The 19815-nt window shown below is 73.0% G+C and carries 15 protein-coding genes and 1 pseudogene; 11 read left to right on the forward strand and 5 right to left on the reverse strand.

Annotated features, from left to right (window positions below; all coding sequences use genetic code 11):
* Positions 1–2: 2 nt before the first annotated feature.
* Together der and ACFPZN_RS10925 are read left to right on the forward strand one after the other, a co-directional pair.
* Positions 3–1406: a ribosome biogenesis GTPase Der gene (der, locus tag ACFPZN_RS10920; protein WP_378281866.1), complete on the forward strand. Its 1404-nt coding sequence runs from the start codon at positions 3–5 to the stop codon at positions 1404–1406.
* A 162-nt stretch (positions 1407–1568) separates the two neighbouring features.
* Positions 1569–1778 carry a hypothetical protein gene (locus ACFPZN_RS10925; protein ID WP_378281739.1) on the forward strand — a complete coding sequence of 70 codons (210 nt, stop codon included), beginning with the start codon at positions 1569–1571 and terminating at the stop codon, positions 1776–1778.
* 40 nt (positions 1779–1818) lie between these two features.
* On the opposite strand, the gene ACFPZN_RS10930 is transcribed toward ACFPZN_RS10925, so the two are convergent.
* On the reverse strand, positions 1819–2493 hold the full coding sequence (locus tag ACFPZN_RS10930) for a hypothetical protein (RefSeq protein ID WP_378281740.1): 675 nt from the start codon (positions 2491–2493) through the stop codon (positions 1819–1821).
* Between the two features lie 124 nt (positions 2494–2617).
* On the opposite strand from ACFPZN_RS10930, the gene ACFPZN_RS10935 reads away from it, so the two are divergent.
* The 5 genes from ACFPZN_RS10935 to ACFPZN_RS10955 all read left to right on the forward strand — a co-directional run bounded on the left by ACFPZN_RS10935 (position 2618) and on the right by ACFPZN_RS10955 (position 8252).
* Positions 2618–3778 (forward strand): nucleoside 2-deoxyribosyltransferase domain-containing protein, encoded by a 1161-nt coding sequence (locus ACFPZN_RS10935; protein WP_378281741.1) that lies wholly within the window; start codon positions 2618–2620, stop codon positions 3776–3778.
* A gap of 77 nt (positions 3779–3855) precedes the next feature.
* A complete protein-coding gene (locus tag ACFPZN_RS10940) occupies positions 3856–4251 on the forward strand; it encodes a TOBE domain-containing protein (RefSeq protein WP_378281742.1) in 396 nt (131 codons plus the stop codon).
* A gap of 180 nt (positions 4252–4431) precedes the next feature.
* Entirely contained in the window at positions 4432–5187 is a 756-nt protein-coding gene (locus tag ACFPZN_RS10945) for an ABC transporter permease (protein WP_378281867.1), read from the forward strand.
* Positions 5184–6236 (forward strand): ABC transporter ATP-binding protein, encoded by a 1053-nt coding sequence (locus tag ACFPZN_RS10950; protein WP_378281743.1) that lies wholly within the window; start codon positions 5184–5186, stop codon positions 6234–6236. The genes ACFPZN_RS10945 and ACFPZN_RS10950 overlap by 4 nt, the downstream gene beginning before the upstream one ends.
* Before the next feature lie 183 nt (positions 6237–6419).
* The gene (locus ACFPZN_RS10955; protein WP_378281744.1) at positions 6420–8252 is read left to right on the forward strand and encodes a phosphoenolpyruvate carboxykinase (GTP); all 1833 of its coding nucleotides are present in this window, start codon (positions 6420–6422) and stop codon (positions 8250–8252) included.
* A gap of 69 nt (positions 8253–8321) precedes the next feature.
* Here ACFPZN_RS10955 and ACFPZN_RS10960 read toward each other — a convergent pair whose 3' ends face one another.
* Entirely contained in the window at positions 8322–9185 is an 864-nt protein-coding gene (locus tag ACFPZN_RS10960) for a GNAT family N-acetyltransferase (RefSeq protein ID WP_378281745.1), read from the reverse strand.
* 160 nt (positions 9186–9345) lie between these two features.
* Between ACFPZN_RS10960 and ACFPZN_RS10965 the strand changes: the two genes are divergently transcribed.
* Together ACFPZN_RS10965 and soxR are read left to right on the forward strand one after the other, a co-directional pair.
* A complete protein-coding gene (locus ACFPZN_RS10965; RefSeq protein ID WP_378281746.1) occupies positions 9346–9948 on the forward strand; it encodes an HdeD family acid-resistance protein in 603 nt (200 codons plus the stop codon).
* Positions 9949–10028: 80 nt separating this feature from the next.
* Positions 10029–10499 (forward strand): annotated as a pseudogene (soxR, locus tag ACFPZN_RS10970) (redox-sensitive transcriptional activator SoxR); the annotation flags it as partial.
* Between the two features lie 143 nt (positions 10500–10642).
* On the opposite strand, the gene ACFPZN_RS10975 reads toward soxR, so the two are convergent.
* Together ACFPZN_RS10975 and ACFPZN_RS10980 are read right to left on the reverse strand one after the other, a co-directional pair.
* Positions 10643–13066, reverse strand: coding sequence for a glycoside hydrolase family 65 protein (locus ACFPZN_RS10975; RefSeq protein WP_378281747.1), 2424 nt, complete (start codon positions 13064–13066; stop codon positions 10643–10645).
* Positions 13063–13833: a beta-phosphoglucomutase family hydrolase gene (locus ACFPZN_RS10980; RefSeq protein WP_378281748.1), complete on the reverse strand. Its 771-nt coding sequence runs from the start codon at positions 13831–13833 to the stop codon at positions 13063–13065. The genes ACFPZN_RS10975 and ACFPZN_RS10980 overlap by 4 nt, the downstream gene beginning before the upstream one ends.
* A 156-nt stretch (positions 13834–13989) precedes the next feature.
* Between ACFPZN_RS10980 and gndA the strand changes: the two genes are divergently transcribed.
* Complete coding sequence (gene gndA, locus ACFPZN_RS10985; RefSeq protein ID WP_378281749.1) at positions 13990–15435, forward strand: NADP-dependent phosphogluconate dehydrogenase; 1446 nt, start codon at positions 13990–13992, stop codon at positions 15433–15435.
* A 22-nt stretch (positions 15436–15457) separates the two neighbouring features.
* Here the strand turns inward: gndA and ACFPZN_RS10990 are convergent, their stop codons facing one another.
* Positions 15458–17167 (reverse strand): hypothetical protein, encoded by a 1710-nt coding sequence (locus tag ACFPZN_RS10990; RefSeq protein ID WP_378281750.1) that lies wholly within the window; start codon positions 17165–17167, stop codon positions 15458–15460.
* 92 nt (positions 17168–17259) lie between these two features.
* Here ACFPZN_RS10990 and ACFPZN_RS10995 point away from each other — a divergent pair, with 92 nt between their 5' ends.
* Positions 17260–19776: a DEAD/DEAH box helicase gene (locus tag ACFPZN_RS10995; protein ID WP_378281751.1), complete on the forward strand. Its 2517-nt coding sequence runs from the start codon at positions 17260–17262 to the stop codon at positions 19774–19776.
* Positions 19777–19815 lie beyond the last annotated feature (39 nt).

Here is a 19815-nt window from a genome sequence, read left to right on the forward strand (position 1 = left end):
ACGTGAGCGAGTACGAGATCGAGACCCTCCCCGAGGACGCCGGCGAGGCCGGGGACTCCGGCGCATGGGCCGCCGACGAGGCGCCCGCGCCCGTGGTGGCGGTCGTGGGCCGTCCCAACGTCGGGAAGTCGACCCTGGTCAACCGGGTCATCGGGCGCCGCGAGGCGGTCGTCGAGGACGTGCCGGGGGTGACCCGCGACCGGGTCGCCTACGACGCCACCTGGAGCGGCCGCCGCTTCACCGTGGTCGACACCGGCGGCTGGCTGCCCGACTCCTCCGGCCTGGCCGCCGCGATCGCCGAGCAGGCCCGGCTGGCGGTCGACCTGGCCGACGTGGTGATGTTCGTGGTCGACGCGACCGTGGGCGCCACCGACGTGGACGAGGCCGTGGTGGAGATCCTGCGCCGGTCCGGCAAGCCGGTGGTGCTGGTCGCCAACAAGGTCGACGACGTGGGCGCCGAGTCCGACGCGGCGATCCTGTGGTCGCTGGGCATCGGCGAGCCGCACCCGGTCAGCGCCCTGCACGGGCGCGGCAGCGGCGACCTGCTGGACGCGGTGCTGGAGGCGCTGCCCGAGGAGGCCCCCGCCGAGACGTTCGGCGAGACCGGCGGGCCGCGCCGGGTGGCGCTGCTGGGCCGTCCCAACGTCGGCAAGTCCAGCCTGCTCAACAAGCTCGCGGGGGAGAACCGGGCGGTCGTGGACGCGGTCGCCGGCACCACCCGCGACCCGGTCGACGAGCTGATCGAGCTGGGCGGCAAGACCTGGCGGTTCATCGACACCGCCGGGATCCGCCGCCGGCACCGCGAGAACCAGGGCGCCGACTTCTACGCCACGCTGCGCACCCGGTCGGCGCTGGAGCGCGCCGAGGTCGCCGTGGTGCTGGTCGACACCACCGAGCCGCTGGCCGAGCAGGACCTGCGGATCGTCTCGATGGTGATCGAGTCGGGCCGCTCGCTGGTGATCGCCTACAACAAGTGGGACCTGCTGGACGAGGAGCGCCGCCACTACCTGGAGCGCGAGATCGACCGGCAGCTGCACAACGCGCGCTGGGCGCCGCGGGTCAACATCTCCGCCCGCACCGGACGGCACATGGACAAGTTCGTCCCGGCGATCGAGACGGCGCTGGAGGGCTGGGGCACCCGGGTGCCGACCTCCAAGCTCAACCAGTTCTTCGCCGACCTGGTGAACGCGCATCCGCACCCGGTCCGGGGCGGCAAGCAGCCCAAGATCCTGTTCGCCACGCAGGCGGGCGTGCGCCCGCCGCGCTTCGTGCTGTTCACCTCCGGGTTCCTGGAGGAGGGCTACCGGCGGTTCATCGAACGGCGGCTGCGGGAGGAGTTCGGGTTCGAGGGCACCCCGCTGGACATCGCGATGAAGATCCGCGAGAAGCGCTCCAAGCGCAAGTAGCGGCGATCGTTTCCGGCCCGCCCGGTCGCCGGGGGGTGTGGGGGGTCGTCCCCCCACATGGCACTTTCGTGGGCGGGCCGGGTCGTGTCACCATGCAGTCAGGCGGAAGCGATGTAACCTATCGCTTACTTGGCGGAGTGCGCCGCACCGGATGCTCGAGGGGTGCCTGTGAAGCTGCTGCTGCTCATGTCGGTCGCGCTGGGCTGCGTGGCGCTCAGCTTCGCCTGGAAGGAGCCGTGGATCGGCGGCGTCGGCCTGCTGGTGGCCTTCGTGGCCATGTTCACCGACCGCGACGACGTCCGGCTCGACGACGAGAAGCGCGACTACGAGACCAGCGCCTCCGTCCGCAACATGCGCGGCAGGAACCGCTGACCCCCTCGGCTCCGGGCCTCTGGCCTCAGGGCCCCCGGCCTTAGGCCCGCGGCCCGGGATCTCCCGCCACGCGCTGGTCGGGGGCGTGCGGCGGCCCCGGCGGCTCGTCCTGCGGCGGCCGCGCGTAGCGGCCGAACGCCGGGGCCAGCGGCTGCGTGGTGCCGCTGGAGCCGGAGTAGCGCGAGGTGACGTTGGAGCTCCTCGGGGCGTCGTAGGGCTCCTCGTGGCCGTCGTCCCCGTAGCCGCCGTAGTCCTCCGCGTCCCGCGCGCCGGCGACCGCGAAGCGTCCCAGCGCCAGCGCGGCCAGGAACACCGCGACCACGCCCAGCGCGGAGAAGCCCGACAGGTCCTCGGCCAGCCGCCGCCCTTCCTCGGTGCCCAGCGGCGCGCCGACGCCCTGCACGTCCCACAGCGCCGCGACGGGGCGCCCGACCACGAACCAGGCGCCGCCCAGCGCGGCCAGCAGGGCGCCCGTCATCGCCAGGACGCGCCCGGCGGCGACCAGCACCACCAGCCCGCCCAGCCCGACGGCGATCGCCGGGGCCACGCTCAGTTGCAACCGCTCGGTGGTGTAGAACCACGTCCTGTCGGGGGCGAAACCGAAATCGGCGTACGGACCGGCGAAGGGGAGGAGCCCGCCCCACAGTCCGAGCAGCACCAGCAGCGCTCCGCACAGGGCGCCGCGGCTGCGCGGCACCCGCCTTGTCCCAGTCATCGCTTCTCTCCTTAGACCGGGCGGAATGTTTGTTGGAAGGCCCTTTACCCCAAGGGGATCGGTCCAAGCCGCGACGGCCGCCGGCGGCCCGGCGCGGGCGGCCCGAACACAGGAAGGTACGGCCATGGCCCAGGAAACGATCACCGTGTACGCGCGCGAGGAGCCGCCGGACCGCTGGGACGCGGCGATCTTCCTGGCCGGTCCCACGCCGCGCTCGCCCGAGGTGCCGTCCTGGCGCCCCGCCGCCCTCGCCGAGCTGCGCGCACGCTGGCGCGGCGGCGGGCGGCTGGTGGTGTTCGACCCCGAGGACCGGCACGGTATCCAGGACGACTACACCGGCCAGGTCGACTGGGAGGAGCGCTGCCTGCACCTCGCCGACGAGGTGCTCTTCTACGTGCCGCGCGACCTGGACACCATGCCCGCGTTCACCACCAACGTCGAATGGGGGATGTGGCACGACAGCGGGCGCGCGGTGTTCGGCGCCCCGCCCGGCGCCCCCAAGAACCGCTACCTGCTGCACTACGCCGAGAAGCACGGCGTGCCCACCGCCACCGACCTCCCCGGCACGGTGGCCGCCGCCCTGGACAGGATCGGCGCGGGCGCGCCCCGCTCCGGGGGCGAGTGCGCGGTGCCGCTGGCGCTGTGGCGCACCGGCCCCTTCCAGCGCTGGTACGGGGCGCAGCGCGCGGCGGGCAACGTCCTGCTCGGGGCCCGCGTCGCCTGGCGGTTCGGCGACCAGTGGGGGCTGCGCGTCCGGGTGCGCGTCACCGCCGAGGACCGGGTCAAGGACGGCGAGCTGGTGGTCTTCCGGCCCGACACGAGCGTCGTCGTCCTCTACCGGCCGGGGCCCACGCTCGACGAGACGACGGTCGTGCTGGTCCGCGAGTTCCGCGGGCCGGGCGCCACCGCCGACGGCTTCGTGCACGAGCCGCCCGGCGGGTCCGGCCCGGCCGGGACGGACGACCCGCCGGCCGTGGCGCTGGCGGAGCTGGCCGAGGAGACCGGCCTGGAGCTCCCGCCCGGCCGCCTGCGCGCGTACGGGGACCGCCAGGTCAACGCGGCCATGTCGGCGCACCGCGCGCACGTGTTCGGGGCCGAGGTCACCGAGGCCGAGCTGGCCGAGCTGCGGTCGGCCGAGCCGCAAGGCGCGGCGGCCGAGGGCGAGCGGACGGCCGTGGAGATCGCCACGTTCGGGGAGATCCGCCGGAGGCGCCTGGTCGACTGGGCGTCCCTCGGGATGATCGCCGGGGTGATCGAGCCGGGGAACGGCGCCGGGCCGGGCTGACCGGCGAGGCGGCATCGCATCTCCGGGTGATATCCAGGGACCGACCTGGTAAGTGCGAGGGGTAGGGTGTGCCCGTGATGACCGAGACGACCTTCCGGATCAGCGAGGCCGCCGCGCTGCTCGGGGTCAGCGCCGACACCGTCCGGCGCTGGGTGGACGGCGGGCGGCTGGCCGCGTCCCGCGACGAGCACGGCCACCGGCTGGTGCCCGCCGCCGAGCTGGCCGCCTTCGTCCGCGCCGAGGCCGGCCAGGCCGAGCTGGCCTCCTCCTCGGCCCGCAACCGGATGCGCGGCATCGTCACCGACGTCCGGCGGGACGGGGTGATGGCCCAGGTGGAGATCCAGGCCGGGCCGTTCCGGCTGGTGTCGCTGATGAGCCGGGAGGCCGCCGACGAGCTCGGGCTGGCGCCCGGGGTGGTGGCCGACGCCGTGGTGAAGTCCACGAACGTCGTGGTCGAGCTGGCCGGGCAGTGAACGGAGGGCGCGTGCCCGCCGGGCCGGGCCGGGTGATGGTCGCGGCGGCGGCGTGAGGCCATGCGCCGTACGGTGACCGCCTCCACCCCGCCCGCCCCGCCGGACGCGCCCGCGCGGCTCAGGAAGGCCAAGAAGGCCAAGGCGGGGGAGGGGCATCCGGGGCGGCCGCCGTGGATCCTGATGGTCCCGGCGCTGATCGCGCTGGCCTTCCTCGTGCTGCCCCTGGGCGGGCTGCTGTTCCGGGCCCCCTGGTCCACGCTGGGCACGCGGCTGGGCGAGCCGCAGGTGCTGGAGGCGCTGCGGCTGTCGCTGGTCAGCGCCACGCTCGCGACCGGGCTGTGCCTGCTGTTCGGGGTGCCGCTGGCCTGGATGCTGGCGCGGGTGCCGTTCCCGGGCGCCCGGCTGGTGCGGGCGCTGGTCACCGTGCCGCTGGTGCTGCCCCCGGTCGTGGGCGGCGTGGCGCTGCTGCTGGTGCTGGGACGGCGCGGGGTCGTGGGCCAGTGGCTGGACTCGGCGTTCGGGATCACGCTGCCGTTCACCACCGCGGGCGTGGTGCTGGCCGAGACGTTCGTGGCGATGCCGTTCCTGGTGATCAGCGTGGAGGGCGCGCTGCGCGCCGCCGACCTGCGGTACGAGGAGGCCGCCGCCACGCTCGGCGCCACCCGCTGGACGGTCTTCCGGCGGGTCACGCTGCCGCTGGTGGCGCCGGGCATCGCGGCCGGGGCGGTGCTGTGCTGGGCGCGGGCGCTGGGGGAGTTCGGGGCCACGATCACGTTCGCGGGCAACTTCCCGGGGCGCACGCAGACCATGCCGCTGGCCGTCTACCTCGCCCTGGAGACCGATCCGCAGGCCGCGATCGTGCTGAGCCTGGTGCTGCTGGTGGTGTCGGTGCTGGTCCTGGCCGCGCTCCGGGACCGGTGGGTGAACACGGCGTGAGCGGGCGGCGGGGGCTGGAGGCGCGGCTGCTGGTACGGCGCGGGCCGTTCGAGCTCGATGTGGAGCTGGAGGCCGAGCCCGGTGAGGTCGTGGCGCTGCTCGGGCCCAACGGGGCGGGCAAGAGCACCGCGCTGCGGGCCCTGGCGGGGCTCACCCCGATGGCCGCCGGGCACATCCGCGTGGACGGTGACGCCGTCCACGCGCTGCCGCCCGAGCGGCGGGGGATCGGCATGGTCTTCCAGGACTATCTGCTCTTCCCGCATCTGAGCGCCGTGGAGAACGTCGCGTTCGGGCTCCGCTGCCAGGGGACGGGGCGGCGCGAGGCGCGCCGCAGGGCCGCCGAGTGGCTGGAACGGGTCGGCCTGGCCGACTACGCCTCGTCCCGTCCCAGGACGCTGTCGGGCGGGCAGGCGCAGCGGGTGGCCCTGGCGCGCGCTCTGGCCGTGGAACCGAGCCTGCTGCTGCTGGACGAGCCGCTGTCGGCCCTGGACGCGCATACGCGGCTGGAGATCCGGGCCGCGGTGCGCCGCCATCTGGCCGGTTTCGAGGGCGCGGCCGTGCTCGTCACCCACGACCCGCTGGACGCGATGGTGCTCGCCGACCGGCTGGTCGTGGTGGAGGGCGGCCGGGTGGTGCAGCAGGGCGAGCCCGCCGAAGTGGCGCGGCGTCCCAGGACCGACTACGTGGCACGCCTGGTCGGGCTGAACCTCTATCGCGGGCACGCGTCCGGTGGTACTGTCACGCTCCAGGACGGTGCCCACCAACTGGATACGATCGACAAGCTCGACGGCGAGGTTTTCCTTGCCTTCGCGCCATCGTCGGTGGCGATCCACCGTTCCATGCCGGAGGGCAGCCCGCGCAATCTGTGGCCCGCCCGGGTCGGCGCCATCGAGCGCCACGGCGATCGGGTCCGGATCCGGTTGGACGGCCCGCCGCTGCCGGCCGCCGCCGACGTGACGCCCGGCGCCGTCGCCGAACTCCAATTGACCGAAGGCAGCCGGGTTTGGGCCGCCGTGAAGGCCACCGAAACCCACGTTTACCCGGCGTGAACTCCGCCAGGCGGAACCGGTGCCCGCGGCCCTCCGACCCCGGACAAGACGGGCCAGGTGATATCAGTCACATAAACGGACCGCAACCCCCAAAAGCTGCCGCGATTGGTCCAGACCAAATGGCAAAGACGTTCGCTTTTGTTCATGATGCAAAGATCCTGCGAACAGCTGAAGGAGTTGCCCGTGTCCAACCAGGTCACCGCGTCGTCGGCAGCGGCCCTCGACGAGGCCCCAACCAGTCACACAGCGCTGATCGACTGGGTCCGCGGGATCGCCGAGCTGACCCAGCCCGACCGGATCGAATGGTGCGACGGCTCGGAATCGGAATGGGAGCGCCTCACCGGGCTCCTCGTGGAGCAGGGCACGTTCAAGCGGCTGAACCCGGAGAAACGGCCCAACAGCTTCTACGCGGCCTCCGACCCCAGTGACGTCGCCCGAGTAGAGGACCGCACCTACATCTGCTCGGAAAAGGAGGCCGACGCCGGCCCCACCAACAACTGGATCGCGCCCGCCGAGATGCGGGCCACCTTCGGCGAGCTCTTCAAGGGCTGCATGAAGGGCCGCACCATGTACGTGGTGCCGTTCTGCATGGGCCCGCTGGGCGGCAACATCTCCCAGCTCGGCGTTGAGATCACCGACTCCGCCTACGTCGCGGTGTCGATGAAGGTCATGACCCGGATGGGAACCGAGGCGCTGCGCCTGATCGAGGAGCGCGGCGGCTTCGTCAAGGCCGTCCACTCCGTCGGCGCCCCGCTGGAGCCGGGACAGCAGGACGTGCCGTGGCCGTGCAACTCCACCAAGTACATCTCGCACTTCCCCGAGACCCGGGAGATCTGGTCCTACGGGTCCGGCTACGGCGGCAACGCCCTGCTCGGCAAGAAGTGCTACGCGCTGCGGATCGCCTCGACCATGGCCCGGGATGAGGGCTGGATGGCCGAGCACATGCTGATCCTCAAGCTCACCCCGCCGACCGGTGAGACCCGGTACGTGGCCGCCGCGTTCCCGTCCGCCTGCGGCAAGACCAACCTGGCCATGCTCCAGCCGACCATCCCCGGCTGGAAGGTCGAGACGGTCGGCGACGACATCGCCTGGATGCGGTTCGGCGAGGACGGCCGGCTCTACGCGATCAACCCCGAGGCCGGGTTCTTCGGCGTCGCCCCCGGCACCGGCGAGGGCACCAACGCCAACGCGGTCAAGACCCTGTGGGGCAACAGCGTCTTCACCAACGTCGCGCTCACCGACGACGGCGACGTGTGGTGGGAGGGCCTGACCGACGAGCCGCCCGCGCACCTGACCGACTGGAAGGGCAACGACTGGACGCCGGAGTCGACGACCCCGGCCGCCCACCCCAACGCCCGCTTCACCACCCCGGCCGGGCAGTGCCCGATCATCGCCGACGAGTGGGAGGACCCCAAGGGCGTCCCGATCTCGGCGATCCTGTTCGGCGGCCGCCGGGCCAGCGCGGTCCCGCTGGTCACCGAGTCCTTCGACTGGCAGCAGGGCGTGTTCCTCGGGGCCAACGTGGCCTCGGAGAAGACCGCCGCGGCCGAGGGCAAGGTCGGCGAGCTGCGCCGCGACCCGTTCGCGATGCTGCCGTTCTGCGGCTACAACATGGGCGACTACTTCGGCCACTGGCTGAAGATCGGCCGCTCCACCGACGCCGAGAAGCTGCCGCGGATCTACTACGTCAACTGGTTCCGCAAGAACGCCGACGGCACGTTCATCTGGCCCGGCTTCGGCGAGAACAGCCGCGTCCTGAAGTGGATCGTGGAGCGCCTCAACGGCCAGGCCGACGCCGTCAAGACCCCGATCGGCCACCTGCCCACCAAGGCGGCCCTGGACACCGAGGGCCTGGAGATCGCCGACGCCGACCTCGACACCCTGCTGACGGTCGACACCGAGGTCTGGAGGCAGGAGGCCGCGCTGGTCCCCGAGCACTTCGAGACCTTCGGCGACCACCTGCCCAAGGAGCTGTGGGACGAGTACAACGCCCTGGTGAACCGGCTGGGCCACTGACCCACCGGTAGATCCCGGCACAGAGAGACGTCCCCGCCGGCGCCGGCGCGGCCCGCTCTTTCCCTTCCGTCAGCGGACGAAGGTCACGTTCCGCGCCGAGCGCCGGAAACCCACCGACCGGTACGTCGCCCGCGCCGAGGGGTAGGCGTCGTCTCCCCGCGCCGCGACCCGCGCCGTCTCCGCGCCCAGCTCCCGCGCGGTGCGCAGAGCCGCGAGGACGGCCGCGCTCGCCAGCCCGCGCCGCCGGTGCCCCGGATCGGTTCCCACCGGCTCCAGCACCGCCTCGCGGTTGTGCTCGTCCAGCCACACCAGGCAGAACGCGGCGGGGGAGCCGTCGGGCGCCTCCACCAGCCAGTCCAGGTCGGCCCGGTACGGCCACACGCCCATCATCCGCTCGTAGGCGGCGCTGGTGACCATGGACGGCGCGCCGGGCAGGGAGAACGCCGCCCGGTGCACCGCCGCCCTGGCCATCGCGTCGCCCGTGCCCCGCACGTGCCGCAGCGCGTACCCTTCGGGCACCTCCGGCTCGGGCAGCCCGTCGAGGTCGCGGCGCAGGTGGATGAAGAACGGGCCTTCGGTCACCTCGCGGTAGCCGTGCCGGCGCAGCGTCTCGATGAGGCCGGTCTCGGCGTCCAGCACGGTGATCGCCCGGGAGTCGCTCCCGGCGACCTCGTCGAACCAGCGCAGGATCTCGTCGGCCAGGTCGGGGTGGGCGGGGTCGAGGTGCAGGTCGAGTTCGCCGGGCCGGGCGAGCCACGCCCACGCCGCGGTCTCGCCGCCGCGCTCCCACAGGGCGGTGGGCCAGGCGCACTCGCCGTGCTGGTGGCGGTACCAGACGAGCTCGCCGATGTGCCAGCGGCCGCTCCGCGGCTCCAGCCGCCGGGTGAGCTCCTGCATGGCGCGCAGATCGGAGGGTCCGGAGAAGGGGCGCATTCGCGTGATCGTAGCCGGGCTTTGCCTGGAGTCGACCCGAATTTTGGCTCGCTGAGGGAACGGGTGCTTTCCGTACGGGCAGTCATTCGGGAAAGGCGTGCTCAAAGACGTTCATTCCGGGCGTTCGACCCGGGGGCCGCCACGGAGAGGGAGGCCTGACGTGTTCGATCTGATCACCCGGCACTGGTGGGTGCTGGCGGTACGCGGCGGGTTCGCGGTCCTGTTCGGCCTCGCCGCGCTGTTCTGGCCGGGGATCACGGTGCTGGCGCTGGTGATCCTGTTCGGCCTGTACGCGCTGGTGGACGGCATCATCGCGCTGGTCGGCGCGATCCGCGGCGGATTCGGGGGGTCCCGGACCTGGGCCGCGGTCATCGGGGTGGCCGGGATCGTGCTGGGCCTGGTGGCGCTGATCTGGCCGGCCATCACCGCGTTCGCGCTGCTCATGCTGATCGCGGTCTGGGCGGTCGTGGTCGGGGTGTTCGAGATCATCTCGGCCGTCGCGCTGCGCCGCGAGATCGAGGGTGAGTGGTTCTACATCGCGGCCGGCGCGCTCTCGGTGCTGTTCGGCGTGCTGCTGTTCGCCTGGCCGGTCTCCGGGGCGCTGGCGCTGGTCTGGCTGATCGGCGCGTTCGCCATCGTGGTCGGCGCGATCATGATCGGCGCCGCGTTCCGGCTGCGCAAGGCGGGCAAGGAGGCCGAGCGGCGGGCGGAGCGGCCCGCGGGCGGGATGGGCGCCGGCGGCGCCACTCCCACGCCGGGCTGACCCCGGCCCGCGCCCCGCGCCCCGCCGCGCTCGGCGGCGCAAACCTCAACTCTTGTTGAGGATGACCTACGATGGGGCCCATGACGCGCTTGGAGCACAGGGTGCACGAGCTGACCGTGGGCCAGCTCGCCGAACGCAGCGGGGTCGCGGTCTCCGCGCTGCACTTCTACGAGTCCAAGGGGCTGATCAGCAGCCGCCGCACGCCCGGCAACCAGCGGCGCTTCCCCCGTGACACGCTGCGCCGGGTCTCGTTCATCAAGATCTCGCAGCGGGTCGGGATCCCGCTGAGCGACATCAGGGACGCCCTCGGCACCCTGCCCGAGGGCCGCACCCCCACGGCCGACGACTGGGCGCGGCTGTCGGAGACCTGGCGCGCCGATCTCGACTCCCGCATCGCCCAGCTGGAACGGCTCCGCGACGACCTCACCGACTGCATCGGCTGCGGCTGCCTGTCCCTGAAGACGTGCGCGCTGGCCAACCCGTACGACCGGCTCGGCGACAACGGCCCCGGCCCCCGCCGCCTCATGGTCGAGTGCGAGCCCGAGACCGGGGCCGTCCGCACCACCGCCGCCGGCGGCGCGGACGTCTGCGACCCCTGCGCGCCGTCCGGCGCGACCCCGCCCGTGGCCGTCCGGCCCGTGGACGTCCCCTCCGGGGACGCCTCCTGCGGCACCGTCCCCGGTGGGTGAGGGCGTCAGCCCAGGCCGTCGGCGGCGAGCGACTGCTCCGGCACCTCCCGCAGATGAGGGTCGGTGCGGCGCGGCATCGGCTCCCGGCCGGGCGGCTGCGCCGGCCGGGGCAGGCCGGGCATCGGCTCGATCCGCAGCTCGGCCGGCTCGTCCCCCAGGGTGAACTCCTCCCCGTGGTGGCGCAGCTTGAGGCCGGGCCCCTCCAGCAGCTCGTAGATCGCGTGCTCCGCCCGCACCGTGACCCGCACCCGGCTGCCCCGGTAGCGCATCCGGAACGCCATGCGGCTGATCCCGCCCGGCAGCCGCGGCGCGAACGACAGGCACCCGTCGGACGCCCGCATCCCGCCGAAGCCCGCGACCAGCCCGCTCCACGCCCCCGCCATCGAGGCGATGTGCAGCCCGTCGCGGGTGTTGCGGGCCAGGTCGTGCAGGTCCATCAGCGCCGTCTCGCCCAGGTAGTCGTGGGCCAGGTCCAGATGCCCCACCTCCGCGGCCATCACGGCCTGGCTCTGCGCCGACAGTGAGGAGTCCCGCACCGTCAGGCCCTCGTAGTACTCGAAGTTGCGCCGCTTCTGCTCGTCGGTGAACGCCTCCCCGCACATGTGCATCGCCAGCACCAGGTCCGCCTGCTTGATCACCTGCTTGCGGTACAGGTCGAAGTACGGGTAGTTCAGCAGCAGCGGGTAGTGGTCGGGCTTGGTCCCCTGGAAGTCCCACTTGGCGTGGTTGGTGAAGCCCTCGCTCTGCGGGTGCACCCCGAGCCGCTCGTCGTAGGGGAGCAGCATCGCCGCCGCCGCGTTCCGCCAGGACGCGGCCTCGTCCGTGCTCACCCCGTACCGCTCGGCCAGGTCGGGATGGCGCATCGCCATCGCCGCCGCCGCCTGCATGTTCCGGCGCGCCATCAGGTTGGTGTAGACGTTGTTGTCCACGACCGCGCTGTACTCGTCGGGCCCGGTCACGCCGTCGATGCGGAAGACGCCCTCCACGTCGTGGTGGCCCAGGTCGCGCCACAGCCGCGCCGTCTCCACCAGCAGCGGCAGCCCGACCTCGCGCTCGAACCGCTCGTCCTCGGTCGCGTCCACGTACCGCACCACCGCGTCGGCGATGTCGGCGTTGATGTGGAACGCCGCCGTCCCGGCCGGCCAGTACCCCGAGCACTCCTGGCCCCGGATCGTCCGCCACGGGAAGGTGGCGCCCGCCAGCCCCAGCTGGTGGGCCCGCTCGTGCGCCAGCGGCAGCGTCATGTGCCGCCAGGCCAGCGCGTCCGCCGCCGACGACGGGTGGGTGTAGGTCAGCACCGGCAGCACGAACGTCTCGGTGTCCCAGAACGTGTGCCCGTCGTACCCCGGCCCGGTCAGCCCCTTGGCCGGGATCATCCGCCGCTCCGCGCGGGCCCCCGCCTGCAGGATGTGGAAGAGCCCGAAGCGGACCGCCTGCTGGATCTCGGCGTCCCCGTCGATCTCGATGTCGGCGCCGCGCCAGAACTCGTTCAGGTACTCGCGCTGCTGCTTGAGCAGCCCGTCCCAGCCGGTGTGCCGGGCCGCCGCCAGCGCCGCCACCACCTGGTCGTGCAGCGCCGGCCGGGACCGCTGGGACGACCAGCCGTAGGCGATGTACTTCACGATCCGCAGCTTCTGCCCCGGCTGCAGCTCCGTCGCCACCGTCATCCGGCCCACGTCGGGGGAGCTCTCGGCGTCCACCTCCATCCGGCCCGGACCCTCGATCTCGTGCGACATCCCCGCGGCCATCCGCAGCCCGCTCTTGCGGGTGGCGTGCACCAGGATGACCTTGGTGCCGTTGTGCACGTGCTCCTCGCTGACCAGCGGGGACTCCAGCGCGGCCGCCACCCGCGGATCGTCGCCCAGATCGGGCAGCTGCTCGTTGGCCACCAGCTCCGACTGGGCCACCAGCCGCAGCGGCTCGTCCACCGGCTCGACCTCGTAGCAGATCGCCGCGATCGCGCGCTGGGTCAGCGACACCATCCGGGTGGAGGTGATCCGCACCCGGTCCTCGGCGGGGGAGGTCCACTCCACCTCGCGGGTCAGCGTCCCCGCCCGCAGGTCCAGGATCCGCTCGTGGCGGTGCAGCCGCCCGTAGCGGACGTCGAACGGCTCGTCGTCCACCAGCAGCCTGATCAGCTTGCCGTTGGTGACGTTGATGACGGTCTGCCCCTGCTCGGGGTAGCCGTACCCGGCCTCCGCGTATGGCAGCGGACGCTGCTCGTAGAAGGAGTTGAGGTAGGTGCCCGGCAACCCGTGGGGCTCGCCCTCGTCCAGGTTGCCCCGCATCCCCACATGCCCGTTGGACAGGGCGAACACCGACTCGCCCTGCGCCAGGCGGTCCAGCCGCAGCTCCGGCTCGCGCACGCACCACGGCTCCACCGCGTACACCGGCCGGTCGGAGGCGCCCCGCACGTCCCGCTCGGTCACCGATCCCCCTTCAGTACCTCGTCGCCCTGCAGCAACTCCGACAGGTCGTCCACCACCACGTCCGCGCCGTGCTCGGCCAGCGCCCGGGCGTGCTCGCCGTCGACCCGGTTGACGCCCACCACGTACGCGAACGCGCCCGCCCGGCCCGCCTCCACGCCCGCCAGCGCGTCCTCGAAGACGACCGCGCGGGACGGCTCGCAGCCGACCTCCCGGGCCCCCTCGACGAACGTGTCGGGCGCCGGCTTGCCCGGCAGGCCGCGCTCGGCGGCCACCACCCCGTCGACGCGGGCGTCGAACAGGTCGGCGATCCCCACCACGTGCAGCACCTGGACGGTGTTCGCGCTGGAGGACACCACGGCGGTCTTCAGCCCCGCCGCCCGCGCCCGCCGCACGTACTCGATCGAGTCGTCGAAGGTCTCCACGCCCTTTTCCTCGATCAGCTTCAGGACCAGCGCGTTCTTGCGCGAGCCCAGCCCCCGCACGGTCTCGGACTCGGGCGGGTCCTCGGGGGAGCCCTCCGGGAGGGTGATGCCCCGCGACTCCAGGAACGAGCGCGTGCCGTCCTCCCGCCGCTTGCCGTCCACGTACCGGCTGTAGTCCTTGGCGGAGTCGAAGGGCACGAACGGCTCGCCCGTCCGCTCCGCCCGCTCCCGCAGGAACTCGTCGAACATCTCCTTCCAGGCCGCCGCGTGCACGGCGGCGGTACGGGTCAGCACCCCGTCCAGATCGAACAGGCAGGCCTCGACGCCCTCCGGCAGTCCCAGCATCGCTCCCCTCTCGGCGCTGTGCGTGAGATCTCAACCATGGATGCCGTTCCCGCGCGGAACAAGGACATGCGGCTCCGAGTCGCCCGAACGCGGCCGTGTTCTCCCTCGTACCAAGGGGTAGGGCGCGAGATGAGCGAGATGGGCAGGAGAGAGCCAATGGGGAACGCGGAAAAGGGCGGGGCGCGGATCGGCGTCACGGGACTGGCGGTCATGGGACGGAACCTGGCCCGCAACCTGGCGCGGCACGGCCATCCCGTGGCGGTGCACAACCGCACCCCGGCGCGCACCAAGGCGCTGGTGGAGGAGTTCGGCCACGAGGGGACCTTCCTGCCGGCGCGGTCGCCCGAGGAGTTCACGGCCGCGCTGGAGCGCCCCCGCCGCCTGGTGATCATGGTGAAGGCGGGCGAGCCCACCGACGCGGTCATCGAGGAGTTCGCGCCGCTGCTGGAGCCCGGCGACATGATCGTCGACGGGGGCAACGCGCACTACGCCGACACCCGGCGCCGCGAGGCCGCGCTGCGCGAGCGCGGGCTGCACTTCGTCGGCACCGGCATCTCCGGCGGTGAGGAGGGCGCGCTGCACGGCCCCAGCATCATGCCGGGCGGGTCGGCGGAGTCCTACGCGGCGCTCGGCCCGATGCTGGAGGACATCGCCGCCTCGGTCGGCGGCACGCCCTGCTGCGTGCACGTCGGCCCCGACGGCGCCGGGCACTTCGTGAAGATGGTGCACAACGGCATCGAGTACGCCGACATGCAGCTGATCGCCGAGTCCTACGACCTGCTGCGCCACGCCGCCGGACTGTCCCCGGCCGAGATCGCCGAGGTGTTCCGCACCTGGAACACCGGGCGGCTGGAGTCGTACCTGATCGAGATCACCGCCGAGGTGCTGGCGCACACCGACGCCGCCACCGGCGAGCCGTTCGTGGACGTGGTCCTGGACCAGGCCGAGCAGAAGGGCACCGGCCGCTGGACCGTGCAGACCGCCCTCGACCTGGGCGTCCCGGTCGGCGGGATCGCCGAGGCGGTGTTCGCCCGGTCGGTCTCCGGGCACGCCGACCTGCGGGAGGCCGCGCAGGGCCTGCCGGGCCCGGCCCGGTCCGCGCCCGCGGCCGCCGGCTCCGGCTTCGCCGACGCGGTCGAGAAGGCCCTGTACGCCTCCAAGATCGTCGCGTACGCGCAGGGCTTCCACCAGATCCAGGCGGGCAGCGCCGAGTACGGCTGGGACATCGACCGGGGCGCGATGGCCACGATCTGGCGCGGCGGCTGCATCATCCGCGCCCGGTTCCTGGACCGCATCCGCGCCGCGTACGAGGCCGACCCGGCGACCCCGACGCTCCTCACCGACGACCACTTCGCCGAGGCCCTCGGGGACGCCCAGGACGCCTGGCGCGACGTGGCCGCCACCGCCGCCCGTGCGGGCATCCCCGCGCCGGGGTTCGCCACGGCGCTGGCGTACTACGACTCGCTGCGGACGCGGCGCCTGCCCGCCGCCCTCACCCAGGGCCAGCGGGACTTCTTCGGCGCCCACACCTACCGCCGCACCGACCGCGAGGGCTCCTTCCACACCCTCTGGGGAGGTGACCGCACCGAGCGCCCGGCCTGAACCGGCGGAGCCGGCGGCGCCCTCAGGCGTCCTCGGGCTCCTCGGGGTCGAGCTCGATGTGGAACAGGTAGCCGACGACGTCCTCGACGATCAGCTCCCTCATCATGAGGTGCGAGTCGGCCACCGCGTCCAGGTACGCCTCGGTCATGGACTCCTCGCCGGGCTCGCCGCTCCCCAGCAGGGACAGGCTCCCCGGCAGCGCGTCCGCCCGCGCCAGATGCTCGCGCCATCCGCGGTCCGTCACGGCGAGCAGCACCCTGCGCTCCATCTCCCGGGCGAGCTCCGCGCCCAGCTCGCGCTCGCGGCGCCCGTACGCCTCGACCATGTCGGCCCGCAGGCGCTCCATGACCGCGCTCCGCCTGGGGGCGCGCACCAGCTCGTCCGCCGTCACCGAGATCGGGTAGGTGTCCCCGATGCGCGCCAGGACGTGCTCGACGTCGTCGCGGCCGAGCGACCTGGGCAGCCCATGGAGCAGCATCTCGAGGTACTCCCCGAACAGGCCGTCGACCGCGACGGGCTCCCCGCCCGGCATGATCGCGGCCCGCTCCGCCGCCCGCTCCGCGCGCTGCAGGTCCACCGCCATGCTCGCCGTGGCCTGCCGCTCGTAGCGGTCCATCTCGACGATCCAGCCGGACTCCTCGCCCTCCGGGCGCCGGGACGGGATCGGCACCACCGTCATGCCGTAGAGGCGCTGGAACACCTCCGACTGCTCGGCGGCACCGGCCGACGCGCCCGACAGCGTCCCGTACGCGCGCAGCAGCCCACCGCCGGTGATCCTGGCGAGCCTGACGTTCCCGGCGGGGTCGGGCTCCTCCGTCCCGAACTCCCGCGCCCGCAGGACGGCGGCCACCACCCCCAGCTCGACCGCGTCCTCGACCGGCCGCAGCTCGTCGACCCCCAGGAGGTCCTGGAGCCGGTCGACCCCCTGCGGCAGGAGGCGGACCGAGCGCGTCTCCCGGTGGACGGCGTAGTCGCCCGCGTCCAGGCTCAGCGACCCGGCGACCCCGGCCCAGGCGGTGCGCCGCTCGACCACGTCCTCGCCCGCCGGGCCGCTGATCAGGAACTCGGTGTCGCCCTGCAGGACGAACCGGTGCAGCGCGTCGTCCACGATCCCCGCGTCCAGGCCGCGCAGGACGAGCTCGTCCGGGGTCCACGCCAGCTCGTCCCGGAGCACGTCGTAGCCGATCTCGTCGGCGGACCCGTAGACGACGTCGGCCCTGTACACCGCGCGCCGCGCGTCCGTCTCCAGGTCGTGCCCGATCAGCCCGGCCTCGATGCCGAGCGCCCGGTAGACCGGGCCCATCCAGCGCGCCGCCTCCGCGGCCTGCCGGTCGTCCATCGTGATCACGTGCACGGCGCCGCCCTCCAGGGCGGCCAGGTAGGCCGGGAGCACGCAGGTCAGGGTCTTGCCCTCGCTGTCGCGCATGTCGGCGACCGCGCCCATGGCCATCGCCGCCCCGCCCATGATCTGCTCGTCGTGGTGGCGCAGCCCCAGCGTCCGCCGGGACGCCTCCCGCACCGCCGCGAACGCCTCGATCAGGAGGTCGAACGCATCCTCCCCGGCGGCGATCCGGGCCCGGAACCCGCCGGTGAGGGCGGCCAGCGCGGAGTCGGAGAGATCCACGAAGTCGGATTCGACCGAGGCGACCTCGTCGGCGATCTCCCGGCACCCGCGCAGCACCCGCCGGCCGGACAGCCGCCCCGTCAACCTGCCGACCGTCCCCGACGCCATGGCCCCGCCGCCCTCCGCCGCCCGTCCCTGCCCGAGATCATAATCGCCCGGGCGCGGCGCGGGCAGTGGGCGATCAGAGGCAGGATGGAGGGGTGAACCTCATCGATCAGCTCCCCTCCGGTAACGACGCCGACGCCGACTCGCTGTACGAGGCGTTCGAGCGATGGGTGTCAGGGCGCGGCATCACGCTGTACCCGGCGCAGGAGGAGGCGCTGATCGAGGTCGTGTCGGGCGCGAACGTCATCCTGGCCACCCCCACCGGCTCCGGGAAGAGCCTGGTGGCGGCGGGGGCGCTGTTCGCCGGGCTGGGCCGCGACCAGGTCGGGTTCTACACCGCGCCGATCAAGGCGCTGGTGTCGGAGAAGTTCTTCGACCTGGGCGAGATGTTCGGCCGCGAGAACGTCGGGATGATGACCGGCGACGCCAGCGTCAACGCCGACGCCCCGATCGTCTGCTGCACCGCGGAGGTGCTGGCCAACATCGCGCTGCGGGACGGCGCCGAGGCCGACATCGGCCTGGTGGTCATGGACGAGTTCCACTTCTACGCCGAGCCCGAGCGCGGCTGGGCCTGGCAGATCCCGCTGCTGGAACTGCCGCAGACCCAGTTCCTGCTGATGTCGGCGACGCTGGGCGACGTCTCGTTCTTCCAGAAGGACCTCACCCGGCGCACCGGGCGGCCCACGGCGCTGGTCACCTCGGCGGAGCGTCCGGTGCCGCTGATCTACGACTACCGGGTCACGCCGCTGCACGAGACCGTCGAGGAGCTGCTGGCCGAGCGCAAGGCCCCGATCTACCTGGTGCACTTCACCCAGGCCGCGGCGATAGACCGGGCGCAGGCGCTGATGAGCATCAACGTCTGCACCAAGGAGGAGAAGGCCAGGATCGCCGAGCTGATCGGCAACTTCCGCTTCACCACCCGGTTCGGGCGCAACCTGTCGCGGTTCGTCCGGCACGGCATCGGCGTCCACCACGCCGGGATGCTGCCCAAGTACCGGCGGCTGGTGGAGCGGCTCGCCCAGGCCGGGCTGCTCAAGGTCATCTGCGGCACCGACACCCTCGGGGTCGGGGTGAACGTCCCGATCCGGACGGTGGTGTTCACCGCGCTGAGCAAGTACGACGGGCACCGGGTGCGGCGGCTGCGGGCCCGCGAGTTCCACCAGATCGCCGGGCGCGCGGGCCGGGCCGGGTTCGACACCGTCGGGTTCGTGGTCGCGCAGGCCCCCGAGCACGTGGTGGAGAACGAGAAGGCCCTGGCCAAGGCCGGCGACGACCCCAAGAAGCGCCGCAAGGTGCAGCGCAAGAAGCCCCCGGAGGGCTTCGTCGGCTGGGACGAGGACACCTTCGCCAAGCTCCAGGACGCCGAGCCGGAGATGCTGCGCTCCCGGTTCGAGGTCAGCCACGCGATGCTGCTGTCGGTGATCGCCCGCCCCGGGAACGCGTTCCAGGCGATGAAGCGGCTGCTCACCGACAACCACGAGGACCCGGCGGCGCGGCGGCGGCACATCTCCCGGGCGATCGCGATCTACCGCTCGCTGCTGGCCGGGGGCGTGGTGGAGAGCCTGGACGAGCCCGACGAGCAGGGCCGGTACGCCCGCATCACCGTCGACCTGCAGGAGGACTTCGCGCTCAACCAGCCGCTGTCGACGTTCGCGCTGGCCGCCTTCGAGGTGCTCGACCCGGCCTCGCCGTCGTACGCGCTGGACGTGCTGTCGGTGATCGAGGCGACGCTGGACGACCCGCGGCAGATCCTGGCCGCCCAGCTCAACAGGGCGCGCGGCGAGGCCGTCCAGGAGATGAAGGCCGAGGGCATCGAGTACGAGGAGCGGATGGAGCTGCTCCAGGACGTCGACTACCCCAAGCCGCTGCAGGAGGAGCTGGAGGCGGCGTACGAGATCTACCGTTCGGGCCATCCGTGGGTGGGCGACCATCCGCTGCGGCCCAAGTCGGTGGTGCGCGACATGTTCGAGCGGGCGATGACGTTCACCGAGTACATCGCCTTCTACGAGCTGGCGCGCGGCGAGGGCCTGGTGCTGCGCTACCTGTCGGGGGCCTTCAAGGCGCTCCAGCAGACGGTGCCCGAGTCGATCAAGACCGATGATCTGATCGACCTGATCGAGTGGCTGGGCGAGCTGGTCCGGCAGGTCGACTCCAGCCTGCTGGACGAGTGGGAGCAGCTGGCCAACCCGCGCGACGAGGGCGAGCTGGAGCAGGCGATCGAGGAGCGGGTCACCCGGGTCACCGCCAACGCCCGCGCGTTCCGGGTGCTGGTGCGCAACGCGCTGTTCCGCCGGGTGGAGCTGGCCGCGCTGGAGCGGTACTCCGAGCTCGGCGAGCTGGACCCGGGCCTCGGCGCGGACGGCTGGGAGGACGCGATGGCGGGCTACTGGGAGGACCACGACGAGCTCGGCACCGGCCCGGACGCCCGCGGGCCCCGGCTGCTGCAGATCGAGGAGGTCCCCGACGACGGCCTGTGGCGGGTCCGGCAGGTCTTCGACGACCCCGCGGGCGACCGCGACTGGGGGATCACGGCCGAGGTCGACCTGGTCGGCTCGGACGAGGCGGGCGAGGCCGTCGTCAAGGTCATCTCCGTCGACCGGCTGGGCGGCTGACCACCCCCCGCGGAGCCGATGATCGCGGCACGCTTCCCG

Origin of the sequence: Actinomadura rugatobispora, assembly GCF_042656285.1 — a bacterium.
Taxonomy (GTDB): domain Bacteria; phylum Actinomycetota; class Actinomycetes; order Streptosporangiales; family Streptosporangiaceae; genus Spirillospora; species Spirillospora rugatobispora.